The organism is Kosakonia pseudosacchari (assembly GCF_015167415.1).
Taxonomy (GTDB): Bacteria; Pseudomonadota; Gammaproteobacteria; order Enterobacterales; family Enterobacteriaceae; genus Kosakonia; species Kosakonia pseudosacchari.
Window position 1 is genome coordinate 1,887,172 of record NZ_CP063425.1, and the last position, 14,979, is coordinate 1,902,150.

Below are 14,979 nucleotides of genomic sequence, written 5' to 3' on the forward strand. Positions count from 1 at the left end.
GGTTAAATAGCCATCGATGACAGCACGTTAATTTGTGTCTGTTTCGCCATGTTGTCACGGTATGCTGCAACCCGGCTGGGCCAGTTGATACCGCTCACGATTGTCAGGTTACGCAGCAACGGGAAGAGATGAATATCATCATCGGAGAGTTCTCCGTTCACCGCGTTGGGCTGCACGATTAATTTATCCAGTGTGCGTAAATCGTCGCTGATATTTTTCGCCAGCCCCGCAGAGTGGGCGAGGTGCTCGGCAAAACTACCCATCGCCGCCTCCTTTTTGGCAACAAAATAGGCTCGCGCCTGCGGCGTGGAAAATTCATCAAACGCCGATTTCGCGAAGCGCGGGATCAACAGCTTATTAACGTAGCCATTCACCTTACGCAGCCACTCTTCCACTTTCGGGTTTTGTTTCCCGGTTAGTAGCGGTTTGCCGTCGAGCTTATCGACATAATGCACAATGTCCATGCTCTCCGGCAGATAACGGCTATCGTCTTTTTGCAGGATCGGCGCCATTTTCTGGCCAATCATTTTTGTGGGTGTGGCTTCGTCATCATTGAGCAGGATCTTGAGTTCGACGGGGATATTCTTAAGGCCGAAAATCATGCGGGCTTTAACGCAGAACGGGCAGTGATCGTAAATGTAGAGTTTCACGTTTCTCCTCCATACTGGCTTATCCATCAATTACCAGTATGGAAGAGGGGATACACAGGCGCAAATCAGGCACCGGGTTCAAGCATGGTCGGACGAATACGTTTGTGACTGAATTGCCACAGCAGCGCCATGGAGGTCATGAACCCAATAACGCCAAGCATCATCCACGGCAGTTCCGGCTGATTAAATGCTTTCCCAGCGTCAAACAGCCAGCCGCCGCCGGCATAACCAAGCGCGCCACCGAAGGCCAGTCCAAGACGGCTAAAACCCATATAACTGCCGCGCGCACGGGCATCGGCCAACTGTGCGCTTAACGTTTCCCTGGCAGGTTCGGCAATAATGGAGCCGATGTAGAAGGTGCAAATCAGCGTAAAGAGTTGCTGTAGCGTGCCGACCATCCCCACCGGCAACAGGCTGAACGACATCACCAGCAGACCCGCCATCAGGCGATGTTCAAGGCGAAAACGTTTTTCACTCCAGCGAGCAATGGGGTAGAGCAGCGTCAGCGACAGGCAGGCTTCAATGGCGTACATCCACTTTACGGCCGCCGGTGAACCGGCAATGTCGTTAACCATAATCGGCAGCATTAGCATTACCTGCACCGCCAGCATGTAATAACCGGTAAGGGTCAGCACGTAAGTCACAAAGCGTTTGTCACGCAACACGCGCGTCAGACCTTCGCGCACCGGCGCTTTCACCGTCGACAGTTTCCAGGCTGGCAGCAGCCAGGCGTTAAACGCGGCACACAAAATAAACATCAGCGCACCAGCCGCGCACACCAGACGAAAGTCATATTGCAGCAGCCAGCTGCCGAGCAGCGCGCCAATAACGGCGCCCGCGCTGTCCTGCATCATTAACAGCGAGAAAAAACGGCTGCGTTGATGGGGGCGCACCAGTTTCACCACCAGTGCGGAGCGCGGCGGATCAAACAGCGTGCCGCCCAGCCCGGAAAGAATACAGGAAAGCCACAGCAGCCAGGGTTCATGCGCCACCGCCATCGCTGCAAAGCCGCCCGCGCGCATCAGCATGCCGGTGACAATCAGCGGCTTGGCGCCGAACCGATCAGCAATCGCACCGCCGAAAATCCCCAAACCTTGTTGAATAAACTGACGCAAACCGAGCGCAATGCCGACCATTAATGCCGCCCAGCCAAGCTGGTCAACAAAGCGGATAGAAATCAGTGGAAAGACAACGAAAAAGCCGAGAACAACCAGCATATTATCGACAAGCAGGAAATATTTACCCAGGCTCCTTGCCTGCGATATGCGCGCCATTTCCCCTCCGGGAAATAAGAAAGATAAGACCTTCTTATTCTGCGGTTTCGTCGGGCCTTTTCCCATGGGCGCGGTGACAATATTTTTTTATCAACCTCGGCCTTTGATTGAGACTTTTCATCGAAAATGGTGTTTGACGCAGAAAATGCCATGTTGCTGTTTTCCCACAGCGCCAGAGCAACTGTATAGTAAAGGGAAGGGGTTAAAAGAGTCGTAAAACGGAAGGAGTAGTAATGCATGTTTGGCTATCGCAGTAACGTGCCGAAAGTACGCTTAGTAACAGATCGCCTGGTGGTTCGCCTGGTGCATGAGCGCGACGCCTGGCGGCTGGCGGATTATTACGCCGAAAACCGCCAGTTTTTAAAACCCTGGGAACCCGTGCGCGACGAAAGCCATTGTTATCCTTCCGGCTGGCAGGCGCGTCTTGGCATGATCAATGAATTTCATAAACAGGGTTCCGCGTTCTATTTCGCGCTGCTCGATCCGGAAGAGAAAGAGATAGTCGGCGTGGCCAATTTCTCAAACGTGGTGCGCGGCTCTTTTCATGCCTGTTATCTGGGGTATTCCGTCGGTCAGAAATGGCAGGGACAAGGGCTGATGTTCGAAGCGCTCACCACCGCCATCCGCTATATGCAACGCACGCAACATATGCACCGCATTATGGCGAACTATATGCCGCACAATAAACGCAGCGGTGATCTGTTGGCGAGGCTTGGCTTTGAAAAAGAGGGCTATGCCAAATCATATCTGTTAATTGACGGGCAATGGCGCGATCACGTGCTTACCGCATTAACCACGCAGGAATGGACCCCCGGTCGCTAAGGAGTTTTGATGAAGTATCAATTAACCGCCGTCGAGGCGAGGGTGATTGGCTGTTTACTGGAAAAACAGGTGACGACGCCGGAACAGTACCCGCTCTCCATCAATGGTGTTGTCACCGCCTGTAATCAAAAAACCAACCGTGAACCGGTGATGAACCTTGCCGAACACGAGGTGCAGTCGGTGCTGGATGAGCTGGTCAAGCGCCATTATCTGCGCACGGTAAGCGGTTTTGGTAACCGGGTGACAAAATATGAGCAGCGTTTTTGTAATTCTGAATTTGGCGATCTCAAACTCAGTTCTGCCGAGGTGGCGCTGATCACCACGCTGCTACTGCGCGGGCCGCAAACGCCGGGCGAGTTGCGCACCCGCGGCGAACGCATGCATCAGTTCAGTGATATGGCGGAAGTGGAAAATGCGTTAGAACATCTGGCGACGCGTGAAGACGGGCCGTATGTGGTGCGCCTGCCAAGAGAGCCAGGTAAACGCGAAAGCCGTTTTATGCATCTGTTTAGCGGCGATGTGCAGACGCTGGTGAATGTTGTTGAAGCCGTCAGCCCGGCGGAAGCTTCACTTGCCGCGCGCGTCGACGCGCTGGAAGAGGAAGTGGCCGAACTGAAGCAGCGTCTGGATTCGCTACTCGCACATCTGGGGGATTAACGGTGACAACTTTACGTATCGGTGTGGTAGGGCTTGGCGGCATTGCGCAAAAGGCCTGGTTGCCAGTGTTAGGCGCAGCAACGGACTGGACGCTGGCGGCGGCCTGGTCGCCAACGCGCGAAAAGGCGCTGCGCGTGTGCGAAACCTGGCGCATTCCGTATGCCGACTCGCTGGCTTCCCTGGCCGCACAATGCGACGCGGTGTTTGTCCACACCTCAACGGCTTCACACTATGCGGTCGTCAGTGAGTTGCTTAATCTCGGTGTACATGTCTGTGTGGATAAGCCGCTGGCGGAAAACTTACAGGATGCGGAGCGGCTTATCGGGCTGGCCGCACGTAAAAAACTGACGCTGATGGTCGGGTTTAACCGTCGTTTCTCGCCGCTTTATCGTGAACTGAAACAGCAGATGCCACAGGCTGCCTCGCTACGTATGGATAAACACCGTACCGACAGCGTCGGGCCGCATGATTTACGCTTTACCCTGCTGGACGACTACCTCCATGTTGTGGATACCGCGTTGTGGCTGGCGGGCGGTGCCGCGCAATTAAAAAGCGGTACGCTGCTGACCAATGACGACGGCGCGATGATTTACGCCGAGCACCATTTCAGTGTTGAACATCTGCAAATTACCACCAGCATGCATCGCCGGGCGGGTAGTCAGCGGGAATGGATTCAGGCAGTGACTGACGGCGGATTGTTCGACATTACCGACATGCGCGAGTGGCGCGAAGAGCGCGGGCAGGGCGTTGTCGCCCGTCCGGTGGCGGGCTGGCAGAGCGTACTGGAGCAGCGCGGTTTCGCCGGATGCGCCCGCCATTTCATTGAATGTGTGCAAAATCAGACAGTTCCGGAAACCGCAGGCGAGCAAGCGATCCTCGCCCAGCGCGTGGTCGACAAGCTCTGGCGCGAAGCGATGAGTGAATAATGCCCGGTAACATCTGGCGATAGTAATTCGCCTTTTTCCCTGTAGACTAAGCGCTTCGCTGTACATCAACGCCTGCATTGCAGGCGTTGTGTCTTATGGAAACCAGAATGAACCTATTAAAATCGCTGGCGGCTGTCAGCTCCATGACGATGTTTTCCCGCGTGCTGGGTTTTGCGCGCGACGCCATTGTGGCAAGGGTGTTTGGTGCGGGAATGGCGACCGACGCCTTTTTCGTGGCGTTCAAACTGCCGAATTTATTGCGCCGCATTTTTGCAGAAGGGGCGTTTTCTCAGGCCTTCGTGCCGATCCTCGCCGAGTACAAAAGCAAACAGGGTGAAGATGCGACGCGGGTTTTTGTCTCCTATGTCTGCGGATTGCTGACGCTGGCGCTGGCGATTGTCACCGTGGCCGGGATGCTGGCGGCACCGTGGGTGATCTTGGTCACCGCACCGGGTTTTGCCGATACGGCGGATAAATTCAATTTAACCTCGCAACTGCTGCGCATTACCTTTCCTTATATTCTGCTGATCTCGCTGGCGTCGCTGGCCGGGGCGATTCTCAATACCTGGAATCGTTTTTCGGTGCCAGCGTTCGCGCCGACGTTTTTAAACATCAGCATGATTGGCTTTGCGCTGTTCGCGGCTCCCTATTTCCATCCGCCGGTGCTGGCGCTGGCCTGGGCCGTTACGGTCGGGGGAATACTGCAGCTGGTGTATCAACTGCCGCACCTGAAGAAAATTGGCATGCTGGTGCTGCCGCGCATCAGCTTCCGCGATGCCGGAGCGATGCGGGTTATCAAACAGATGGGGCCGGCGATCCTTGGGGTTTCGGTCAGCCAGATCTCCCTTATTATCAACACCATTTTCGCGTCGTTTCTGGTTTCCGGTTCCGTATCGTGGATGTATTACGCTGACCGCCTGATGGAGTTTCCCTCCGGCGTGCTTGGCGTGGCGCTTGGCACTATCCTGTTGCCGTCGTTGTCGAAAAGTTTCGCCAGCGGCAACCACGACGAATATTGCCGTCTGATGGATTGGGGGCTGCGACTCTGTTTTCTGCTGGCGTTGCCGAGCGCCGTGGCGCTTGGCATCCTGGCGAAACCGTTGACCGTTTCGCTGTTCCAGTACGGTAAATTCACCGCATTTGATGCGTTAATGACGCAGCGCGCGTTAATCGCCTACTCGGTGGGGTTGATGGGGCTGATTGTAGTGAAAGTGCTGGCGCCGGGCTTCTACTCGCGACAGAACATTAAAACGCCGGTGAAGATTGCCATTGTCACGCTGGTAATGACGCAATTAATGAACCTTGCGTTTATCGGGCCACTGAAACACGCCGGGTTGTCGCTGTCGATTGGTCTGGCGGCCTGTCTGAACGCCGGGCTACTCTACTGGCAGCTGCGTAAGCAGCAGATCTTTACGCCGCAGCCGGGCTGGGCAAGTTTCCTGCTGCGCCTGGTGGTTGCAGTGCTGGTGATGGCCGCGGCATTAGTGGGCATGCTGTATGTCATGCCGGAATGGTCAACCGGCACCATGCCTTATCGCCTGCTGCGGTTGATGGCCGTCGTGCTGGTCGGCGTAATGGCCTATTTCGCCACGCTGGCGCTGCTGGGCTTTAAAGTGAAAGAGTTCGCGCGTCGTACCACGGCGTAAGTCGGTGCAGAGAAGTTGAAGCGGGAAAAGAGAAAAGCAAATTGCCAGGGAATTATCCCTGGCAAACAAAAGAGGTGTGCTTAAATCGAGATTTTCTTTCCGCCACGGCTGGCGGAAGCGGTATAGCCATTCGCGCCGTACAGGCTCGGTTCCTGATGCGGCTTCAGCAGCTCCAGCGCTTGCTGGTTACGCGCAATTTGTCCTTCCAGCAGCCATCCATTGTGCTGGTTAAGGTCGCGCAAATGCTGCGTTTTCTGCGTAATGGTTTGCCAGCGATCGGCGATGTCGTCGTTCGCGCTATGTTGCGCTTTTTGTGCCGAACGACGCTGTTGCTCCAGGTAATCCAGTGTGGCGAGCAATGAGCTTTTTTCTTCCGTGATACGCTGCAATGCGCTGCTTTGAATGTTACCTACGGAAAGCTGTTTTTGCTCAGCATCCATCACGTCTTTAAGAGCGCTCAGGATAACTGTCATTTGATCAAGAATGTCTGACAGTCGATTCATACTGTTATTTACTCTGCAAGTAACTCTTCGCTTCATCAATCAGGGCATCGGCGATTTTGCCGGTGTCCATCTTCAGTTCACCATTACGAATCGCGGTTTTCAGCTGTTCCACGCGTTCCATATTGATGTCATTAGCGCCAGCCTGCATCAGCTTGGTTTGCGCGCCGCTGAGGGTCACGCTGGTGCTGTTTGCCGTAGCCGCTTTTTCCAGACGCGTTTTTTGCGTTTGGGTCTCGTTAGTTTCGCGCTGTTGAACGGAACTAACCGGTTTTAAAGACGATGTGCGATCAATGCTCATAGTGTTGTCCTCATCGAGGTATCCCGGCGTTTCGGGCCTGATATCTTTAGTCGTTGCTTAATTATCGGCAGGCGACATGAATTCTTTAAAAAGATTATAGGTTAATCAGAATATTCCCATCAGCGTTCACCACACCGCTGACAATCTGCCCTGAAGCCATGCGCACGCGGGCGTTTTGCGCCACCGCCGCATTGTTCAGTGCCTGACCTTCGCCGTTCACACTAAAGCCATCGCCCGACGCCACGACCTGTACACGCTGACCCGCTTTAACCCGCCACGCCTGGCGCAACATTGACAGTTGAATCGCCTGGCCTGGGGTAAGATCGCGCAAACTGACCGCATCCTGCGCCTGGGTAATATCCAGCATCGTTCTCGGCGGCAACTGATCAAGGCGGCCGCGTTTTAGCGTCACGCTGCCGGGCTGCAACATGCTGCCTCGGGCAACGGACTGCGCTGCCACCACATAGTTACCGGTCGCCTGAACCTCCACCTGCAAATAGCGCTTCACTCCTGCGCAATTCGCCAGCACGTTCAGGTTCCCCCACAGTTTCGCGTTCCCGAGCACGCTCAGCGCGGGTTGCTCGCAAGCGGGCAACAGATTTTGCGGGGTGCGTATATTTACCACTACCTCGTCGCTAAAGCCAGCAAGACGTTGAGCAAAAAATGACGTCAGCTGTGCTTGCAAGTCAGCGGCCTGAGCAAAGGCGCTTAAAAACAGTAAGGTCGCGGCTAAACCGCCTTTCAACGTGTTCATCGCAGACTCCTGCCTGTTGAGTGGTTGAGGGGATTTTAACCGCATGGTCAACCTATCAACGCAATAAATAGCGACGCATTTTGCCCTTATTCCAGCGATAAGTTTGTCAGCGGAGATTTAAGCTGTTGGCTAAATAATTGTCATCAGTGGGGGAGCCATGCTCGATAAACTTGATGCCGCACTTCGTTTCCAGCAAGAAGCGCTGAACCTGAGCGCCCAGCGTCAGGAAATTCTGGCGGCAAACATCGCCAACGCCGATACCCCGGGGTTTCAGGCGCGCGATATTGATTTCGCCAGCGAATTGAAAAAAGTCATGGAGCGTGGACGTGCTGAAGGCAGTGGCGTTGCGTTGACCATGACCTCTTCGCGCCATATTCCGGCGCAGGCGATGAGCGGACCGTCTACCGATTTGTTGTACCGCATTCCGGATCAGCCCTCGCTGGATGGCAACACCGTGGATATGGATCGGGAACGTACGCAGTTCGCTGACAACAGCGTTAAATACCAGACCGGGTTGACCGTGCTGGGTGGGCAGATCAAAAGCATGATGAGTGTTCTGCAACAGGGGAACTAATTAAATGGCATTACTGAATATCTTTGATGTCGCAGGCTCCGCGCTGACCGCGCAGTCCAAACGTTTGAACGTGGCCGCCAGTAACATGGCGAACGCCGACAGCGTGACCGGACCAGATGGCCAGCCGTATCGCGCTAAGCAGGTTGTGTTCCAGGTGGATGCTGCGCCCGGGCAAGCGACCGGCGGTGTAAAAGTTGCTGATGTGATTGAAAGCCAGGCGCCGGACAAACTGGTTTACGAACCAGGTAACCCGCTGGCTGATGCGAATGGCTACGTCAAAATGCCCAATGTTGATGTGGTCGGCGAAATGGTGAACACCATGTCTGCGTCCCGCAGCTACCAGGCGAACGTTGAAGTGCTTAATACCGTTAAGGGCATGATGCTCAAAACCCTCACGCTCGGACAGTAAAGGAGACGCGCATGTCTATCGCCGTAAGAGTGGATGACCCGACAAATAATGGTGTCTCCTCGACCAGTAACAACACCAGCACAACCGGGACAAACAGTGCATCCGACCTGCAAGGCAGCTTTTTGACGCTGCTGGTCGCGCAACTGAAAAACCAGGACCCGACTAACCCGCTGCAGAACAACGAACTGACCACTCAACTGGCGCAAATCAGCACCGTGAGCGGGATTGAAAAACTGAACACCACCCTCGGTTCGATTTCCGGACAGATCGACAACAGCCAGTCACTGCAGGCAGCAAGCCTGATTGGGCATGGCGTGATGATCCCGGGACAGACCATTCTGGTGGGTAAAGAAACTTCAACGCCGTTTGGCGTGGAACTGACGCAAGCCGCCGATAAAGTGACCGCTACCGTGACCAGCAAAGACGGTACCGTGGTGCGCACTATCGATATTGGCTCGCTGACTGCCGGTGTCCACACCTTCAGTTGGGACGGCAAGATGACAGATGGAACCGCGGCACCAGATGGCTCTTATAAAGTCTCTATCGCCGCAAGCTCTGGCGCAACACAGCTGGTTGCCCAGCCGTTGCAGTTTGCACTGGTGCAAGGTGTTACCCGCGGCAGCAACGGTAGCACACTGGATTTGGGTACTTACGGTACCACCACACTCGACGAAGTACGGCAGATTATCTAAGCCAAAACACTTATCAGGAGTAAGTCATGGCCTTTTCACAAGCGGTCAGCGGCCTAGATGCTGCGGCCACCAACCTCGATGTCATTGGTAACAACATTGCCAACTCCGCCACTTATGGCTTTAAATCCGGCTCTGCGTCCTTCGCCGATATGTTTGCCGGTTCTAAAGTGGGTCTGGGCGTAAAAGTTGCCGGTATCACTCAGGACTTTACCGACGGTACAACGACCAACACCGGTCGTGGTCTGGACGTGGCGATTAGCCAGAACGGTTTCTTCCGCATGGTGGATACCAACGGTTCTGTTTATTACAGCCGTAACGGCCAGTTCAAGCTGGACGAGAACCGCAACCTGGTCAACATGCAGGGCATGCAGCTGACCGGTTACCCGGTTGCGGGTACACCGCCGGTAGTACAGACCGGTGCTAACCCGACGACCATTAACATCCCAACGACCGTGATGTCGGCGCGTGCCACCACCACGGCGACGATGCCGATGAACCTGAACTCGACGGCGACCATTCCGACGACGACCCCGTTCGATCCGACGAACTCGGATACCTACAACAAAAAAACCACGGTAACGTCTTACGACAGCCTGGGTAACGAACATGCGGTTGACTGCTATTTCGTTAAAACTGCGGCTAACACCTGGGATGTCTACACCAAAGACTCCAGCATTTCCGGCTCTTCTTATGAAAAAGCCGCGCAGATGTCGTTCAGCTCCAACGGTACGCTCACTTCCGTGACTAACTACACCGAAGTGCTGCCGGCCACTACGCCGCGTACCTGGAACCTGAACGCCGCGCCGAACGCGCAGCCGCAGATCAACATCGCGCTGGCGAGCCTTAATGGTTCTGCTGCCAGCACTTACTCGCTGAGCTTCCTGAACTCCATGCAGCAAAACACCGGCAGCAGCGGCGCAGCCTCTGTTGATCAGGATGGTTACCCGCCAGGATCGCTGGTGAGCTACGCCATCAACGATGACGGCACCGTGGTGGGCAGCTACTCCAACGAGAAAACCCAGGTACTGGGTCAGATCGTGCTGGCGAACTTTGCTAACAACGAAGGCCTGAAATCCGAAGGGGATAACGTCTGGTCTGCGACCACCGCTTCCGGCGTTGCTATCGTGGGTACAGCGGGTTCCGGCAACTTCGGTAAGCTGACCAACGGCGCACTGGAAGCATCAAACGTGAATCTGAGTAAAGAACTGGTGAACATGATCGTCGCGCAGCGTAACTATCAGTCGAACGCGCAGACCATCAAAACCCAGGATCAGATCCTTAACACGCTGGTTAACCTGCGTTAATCGTCTGACGGGATGGCTTAATGGATCACGCAATATACACCGCGATGGGCGCCGCCAGCCAGACGCTGAATCAGCAGGCTGTCACCGCCAGCAACCTCGCGAATGCGTCCACGCCAGGCTTTCGCGCGCAGCTCAATGCGCTGCGCGCGGTACCGGTAGAAGGGCTTTCACTGCCTACCCGTACGCTGGTAGTGGCTTCTACGCCTGGCGCCGATATGACGCCAGGTCAACTTGACTACACCTCACGTCCGCTGGACGTGGCGTTGCAGCAGGATGGTTGGCTGGCAGTACAGACGGCGGACGGCACTGAAGGGTATACCCGTAACGGGAATATCCAGGTGAGCGCAACCGGCCAGTTGACCATTCAGGGGCATCCGGTGATTGGCGACGGCGGCCCGATTGCGGTACCGGAAGGTTCGCAAATTAGTATCGCGGCTGACGGTACGATTTCATCGCTGAACCCTGGCGATCCGGCGAATACTATCGCGCCGGTCGGCAAGCTGAAGCTGGTGAAAGCGGACGCGCAGGAAGTGGTGCGCGGTGATGACGGGCTGTTCCGTCTGAGCCAGACCGCACAAGCGACCCGTGGTACGACATTGCAGGACGACCCGTCTATTCGCGTGATGTCAGGTGTGCTGGAGGGCAGTAACGTCAAGCCGGTTGCCGCTATGACCGACATGATTGCCAGCGCCCGTCGTTTCGAAATGCAGATGAAAATCATCAGCAGCGTCGACGATAACGCCCAGCGCGCCAACCAATTGCTGTCAATGGGCTAATTAAACAGGACTACTTATGATCAGTTCATTATGGATCGCAAAAACCGGCCTCGACGCCCAACAAACCAATATGGATGTCATCGCCAACAACCTGGCGAACGTCAGTACCAATGGTTTTAAGCGCCAGCGCGCGGTATTTGAAGATCTGCTGTACCAGACAATTCGTCAGCCTGGCGCGCAGTCTTCCGCACAGACAACGCTGCCTTCGGGTTTGCAGATCGGTACCGGTGTTCGTCCGGTGGCAACCGAGCGTCTGCACAGCCAGGGCAACCTGTCTCAGACCAACAACAGTAAAGATGTGGCGATCAAAGGGCAGGGCTTCTTTGAAGTGCTGCTGCCGGACGGCACCTCGGCGTATACCCGCGATGGTTCCTTCCAGGTTGACCAGAACGGCCAGCTGGTCACGGCCGGTGGTTTCCAGGTACAGCCTGCGATCACCATTCCGGCGAACACCCTGAGCATCACCATTGGCCGCGACGGCGTGGTCAGTGTGACGCAGCAAGGTAACGCCGCGCCGGTTCAGGTTGGCCAGTTAAACCTGACCACCTTTATGAATGACACCGGTCTGGAAAGTCTCGGTGAAAACCTGTACGCGGAAACGCAGTCGTCTGGCGCGCCAAACGCCACCACGCCTGGGTTGAACGGTGCGGGGATGCTGTATCAGGGGTTTGTGGAAACCTCAAACGTAAACGTGGCGGAAGAGCTGGTGAATATGATCCAGGTTCAGCGCGCTTACGAAATAAACAGTAAGGCAGTATCGACCACCGATCAGATGCTGCAAAAACTGACGCAACTCTAAGGCGTTATCCGGTGCGGTAAATGCCGCACCGGAACCCTGATTTCGAAGATGAATGCAATGCAAAAATACGCCGTGCGCAGCTATCCGATTATGGCTTTAGTGGCATTAACCCTGACGGGATGTGCCTGGGTTCCATCAACGCCGTTGGTTCAGGGGGCGACCACCGCTCAGCCGATTCCGGGACCGGTGCCGATGGTGAATGGATCGATTTATCAAACTGCGCAGCCGATAAACTACGGCTATCAGCCACTGTTTGAAGACCGCCGTCCGCGTAACGTGGGCGATACGCTGACGATCGTACTGCAAGAGAACGTCAGTGCCAGTAAGAGCTCGTCGGCAAATGCCAGCCGTGATAGCAAGGCCAGTTTCGGCATGGATACCACGCCGCGTTACCTTGAAGGTCTGTTTGGCAATGCCCGTGCCGATCTCTCTGCTTCCGGTGGTAATACCTTTAACGGCAAAGGTGGCGCCAATGCCAGCAATACCTTTAGCGGCACGTTGACCGTCACGGTCGATCAGGTGCTGATCAATGGCAATTTACATGTGGTGGGTGAAAAACAGATAGCCATCAACCAGGGCACTGAATTCATCCGCTTTTCGGGTGTCGTGAACCCGCGCACCATCAGCGGTAGCAACACGGTTCCGTCCACACAGGTGGCGGACGCGCGCATCGAGTATGTCGGCAACGGCTACATCAACGAAGCGCAGAACATGGGCTGGCTGCAACGTTTCTTCCTCAACTTATCGCCGATGTAACCGGGGTGAATTATGTTTAAGTATTTGACTGGCATCGTGTTAGCGCTGGTGGCGACTTTCGCCCAGGCTGACCGTATCCGGGATCTCACCAGTGTACAGGGCGTACGTGAAAACTCCTTAATTGGTTATGGCCTGGTCGTGGGGCTCGATGGTACAGGTGACCAGACGACCCAGACGCCATTTACCACCCAAACCTTAAATAACATGTTGTCGCAGATGGGGATTACGGTTCCTACCGGCACCAACATGCAGCTGAAAAACGTGGCGGCGGTAATGGTCACCGCGCAGTTCCCGGCGTTTGCACGCCAGGGGCAGACTATCGATGTCGTGGTCTCCTCAATGGGTAACGCAAAAAGCCTGCGCGGCGGTACGTTGCTGATGACGCCGCTGAAGGGTGTTGATAGCCAGGTTTACGCACTGGCGCAGGGCAACATTCTGGTCGGTGGCGCAGGTGCTTCCGCGGGCGGCAGCAGTGTGCAGGTCAACCAGCTTAACGGCGGGCGTATCACTAACGGTGCGGTCATCGAGCGTGAACTGCCGACCCAGTTTGGCGCAGGCAACACCATTAACCTGCAGCTGAACCAGGAAGATTTCAGCATGGCGCAGCAGATTGCCGACACCATCAACCGTAACCGTGGTTACGGCAGCGCCACCGCGCTGGATGCGCGTACCGTGCAGGTTCGCGTCTCAACCGGCGGCAGCTCGCAAGTCCGTTTGCTGGCAGACATCCAGAATATGGAAGTCGGCGTTACGCAACAGGACGCGAAAGTCATTATTAACTCGCGTACTGGCTCGGTGGTGATGAACCGCGAAGTGGCGCTGGATAACTGTGCAGTCGCGCAGGGTAACCTTTCGGTGACGGTGAATCAGCAGGCCAACGTGAGCCAGCCAAATACGCCATTCGGCGGCGGTCAGACGGTGGTGACACCGCAAACGCAGATTGATTTGCGCCAGAGTGGCGGCTCGCTGCAAAGCGTCCGTTCCAGCGCCAACCTGAACAGCGTAGTCCGCGCGCTTAACGCACTCGGCGCGTCCCCGATGGAACTGATGTCCATCCTGCAGGCGATGCAAAGCGCAGGCTGCCTGCGTGCGAAACTGGAGATCATCTAATGTTGACTGACAGCCGACTGTTGACGAGCGCGGCATGGGACGCGCAATCACTGAATGAACTGAAGGCGCAAACCCGGCAGGATCCTGGCGCGAACCTGCGCCCGGTTGCCCGCCAGATGGAAGGGATGTTTGTGCAGATGATGCTGAAAAGCATGCGCGAAGCGTTACCGAAAGACGGTATTTTCAGCAGTGATTCAACGCGGCTGTACACCAGCATGTATGACCAGCAAATTGCCCAACAGATGACCGCAGGCAAAGGTCTTGGCCTGGCCGATATGATGGTTAAGCAGATGGCTGGCGATCAGGCGCCTGTTGAGCCTGCCGATCAGATGCAGCAGGTGCCGATGAAGTTCCCGCTGGAAACCGTGACCTCCTATCAAAACCAGGCGCTGACACAGCTGGTGCGCAAAGCGATGCCAAAAGTGCCGGAAGATGGCGACGAACCGTTAACCGGCGACAGCAAAGACTTCCTTGCCCAGCTTTCCCTGCCGGCGCGACTTGCCAGCGAGCAGAGCGGTGTTCCGCATCACTTAATCCTCGCGCAGGCCGCGCTGGAATCCGGCTGGGGCCAGCGCCAGATCCCGCGTGAAAACGGCGAGCCGAGCTTTAATATTTTTGGTGTTAAAGCCACGCCTGGCTGGAAAGGGCCGACCACGGAAATCACCACCACGGAATATGAAAATGGCGAAGCGGTGAAAGTGAAAGCCAAATTCCGTGTTTACAGCTCGTATCTTGAAGCGCTCTCCGATTATGTGGGCATGCTGACGCGTAATAAACGTTACTCGGCGGTGACCACTGCCGCGACGGCGGAGCAGGGCGCGCAGGCGTTGCAGAACGCCGGTTATGCGACCGATCCAAACTACGCCCGTAAGCTGACCAGTATGATCCAACAGCTTAAATCGATGGGTGAAAAGGTCAGTAAAGCCTACAGCACGGATATCCAAAATCTGTTCTGAAATATCTCAAGTTTTGCCCTGGGTTGCCGATAATCGTCAACAGGACTCATGTCTGAAAGTGTATAAGGAACCT

At 55.5% G+C, this 14,979-nt stretch carries 18 protein-coding genes; 13 read left to right on the plus strand and 5 right to left on the minus strand.

Annotation, left to right across the window (positions count from 1 at the left end; genetic code table 11):
• Nucleotides 1-2: 2 nt before the first annotated feature.
• A complete protein-coding gene (gene grxB, locus IP581_RS08795) occupies nt 3-650 on the minus strand; it encodes a glutaredoxin 2 (protein WP_086869763.1) in 648 nt (215 codons plus the stop codon).
• Between the two features lie 65 nt (nt 651-715).
• Nucleotides 716-1,924, minus strand: a complete 1,209-nt coding sequence (gene mdtH / locus IP581_RS08800; RefSeq protein WP_097400086.1) for a multidrug efflux MFS transporter MdtH — start codon at nt 1,922-1,924, stop codon at nt 716-718.
• A 237-nt stretch (nt 1,925-2,161) separates the two neighbouring features.
• Here mdtH and rimJ point away from each other — a divergent pair, with 237 nt between their 5' ends.
• The 4 genes from rimJ (at nt 2,162) to murJ (ending at nt 5,975) form a co-directional block, all read left to right on the plus strand.
• A complete protein-coding gene (gene rimJ / locus IP581_RS08805) occupies nt 2,162-2,746 on the plus strand; it encodes a ribosomal protein S5-alanine N-acetyltransferase (protein WP_086869759.1) in 585 nt (194 codons plus the stop codon).
• Between the two features lie 9 nt (nt 2,747-2,755).
• Nucleotides 2,756-3,403 carry a YceH family protein gene (locus IP581_RS08810; RefSeq protein WP_193822312.1) on the plus strand — a complete coding sequence of 216 codons (648 nt, stop codon included), beginning with the start codon at nt 2,756-2,758 and terminating at the stop codon, nt 3,401-3,403.
• 2 nt (nt 3,404-3,405) lie between these two features.
• Nucleotides 3,406-4,329, plus strand: coding sequence for a Gfo/Idh/MocA family protein (locus IP581_RS08815; protein ID WP_193822313.1), 924 nt, complete (start codon nt 3,406-3,408; stop codon nt 4,327-4,329).
• Nucleotides 4,330-4,436: 107 nt separating this feature from the next.
• A complete protein-coding gene (murJ, locus tag IP581_RS08820; protein ID WP_193822314.1) occupies nt 4,437-5,975 on the plus strand; it encodes a murein biosynthesis integral membrane protein MurJ in 1,539 nt (512 codons plus the stop codon).
• A gap of 80 nt (nt 5,976-6,055) precedes the next feature.
• Here the strand turns inward: murJ and flgN are convergent, their stop codons facing one another.
• From flgN to flgA, 3 genes are all read right to left on the minus strand, one after another.
• Nucleotides 6,056-6,478 (minus strand): flagella biosynthesis chaperone FlgN, encoded by a 423-nt coding sequence (gene flgN, locus IP581_RS08825; RefSeq protein WP_020457429.1) that lies wholly within the window; start codon nt 6,476-6,478, stop codon nt 6,056-6,058.
• Nucleotides 6,479-6,482: 4 nt separating this feature from the next.
• Complete coding sequence (gene flgM, locus IP581_RS08830; RefSeq protein ID WP_017456400.1) at nt 6,483-6,776, minus strand: flagellar biosynthesis anti-sigma factor FlgM; 294 nt, start codon at nt 6,774-6,776, stop codon at nt 6,483-6,485.
• 94 nt (nt 6,777-6,870) lie between these two features.
• Nucleotides 6,871-7,530, minus strand: a complete 660-nt coding sequence (gene flgA / locus IP581_RS08835) for a flagellar basal body P-ring formation chaperone FlgA (RefSeq protein ID WP_086869752.1) — start codon at nt 7,528-7,530, stop codon at nt 6,871-6,873.
• 157 nt (nt 7,531-7,687) lie between these two features.
• On the opposite strand from flgA, the gene flgB reads away from it, so the two are divergent.
• Genes flgB through flgJ form a run of 9 tightly spaced genes read left to right on the plus strand, consistent with a single transcriptional unit; the run spans nt 7,688 to nt 14,906 of the window.
• A complete protein-coding gene (gene flgB, locus IP581_RS08840; RefSeq protein ID WP_017456402.1) occupies nt 7,688-8,104 on the plus strand; it encodes a flagellar basal body rod protein FlgB in 417 nt (138 codons plus the stop codon).
• A gap of 4 nt (nt 8,105-8,108) precedes the next feature.
• Nucleotides 8,109-8,513: a flagellar basal body rod protein FlgC gene (gene flgC / locus IP581_RS08845; RefSeq protein WP_017456403.1), complete on the plus strand. Its 405-nt coding sequence runs from the start codon at nt 8,109-8,111 to the stop codon at nt 8,511-8,513.
• A gap of 11 nt (nt 8,514-8,524) precedes the next feature.
• Nucleotides 8,525-9,205 (plus strand): flagellar hook assembly protein FlgD, encoded by a 681-nt coding sequence (gene flgD, locus IP581_RS08850; protein WP_017456404.1) that lies wholly within the window; start codon nt 8,525-8,527, stop codon nt 9,203-9,205.
• Nucleotides 9,206-9,231: 26 nt separating this feature from the next.
• Nucleotides 9,232-10,509, plus strand: coding sequence for a flagellar hook protein FlgE (gene flgE / locus IP581_RS08855; RefSeq protein ID WP_017456405.1), 1,278 nt, complete (start codon nt 9,232-9,234; stop codon nt 10,507-10,509).
• 20 nt (nt 10,510-10,529) lie between these two features.
• Nucleotides 10,530-11,285: a flagellar basal body rod protein FlgF gene (locus IP581_RS08860; RefSeq protein ID WP_086869747.1), complete on the plus strand. Its 756-nt coding sequence runs from the start codon at nt 10,530-10,532 to the stop codon at nt 11,283-11,285.
• Between the two features lie 16 nt (nt 11,286-11,301).
• A complete protein-coding gene (flgG, locus tag IP581_RS08865; RefSeq protein ID WP_086869745.1) occupies nt 11,302-12,084 on the plus strand; it encodes a flagellar basal-body rod protein FlgG in 783 nt (260 codons plus the stop codon).
• Nucleotides 12,085-12,141: 57 nt separating this feature from the next.
• Nucleotides 12,142-12,840: a flagellar basal body L-ring protein FlgH gene (gene flgH, locus IP581_RS08870; protein WP_086869970.1), complete on the plus strand. Its 699-nt coding sequence runs from the start codon at nt 12,142-12,144 to the stop codon at nt 12,838-12,840.
• Between the two features lie 12 nt (nt 12,841-12,852).
• Nucleotides 12,853-13,950 carry a flagellar basal body P-ring protein FlgI gene (locus IP581_RS08875; RefSeq protein ID WP_065368750.1) on the plus strand — a complete coding sequence of 366 codons (1,098 nt, stop codon included), beginning with the start codon at nt 12,853-12,855 and terminating at the stop codon, nt 13,948-13,950.
• Nucleotides 13,950-14,906, plus strand: coding sequence for a flagellar assembly peptidoglycan hydrolase FlgJ (gene flgJ, locus IP581_RS08880; protein WP_017456410.1), 957 nt, complete (start codon nt 13,950-13,952; stop codon nt 14,904-14,906). The genes IP581_RS08875 and flgJ overlap by 1 nt, the downstream gene beginning before the upstream one ends.
• Nucleotides 14,907-14,979: the final 73 nt, after the last annotated feature.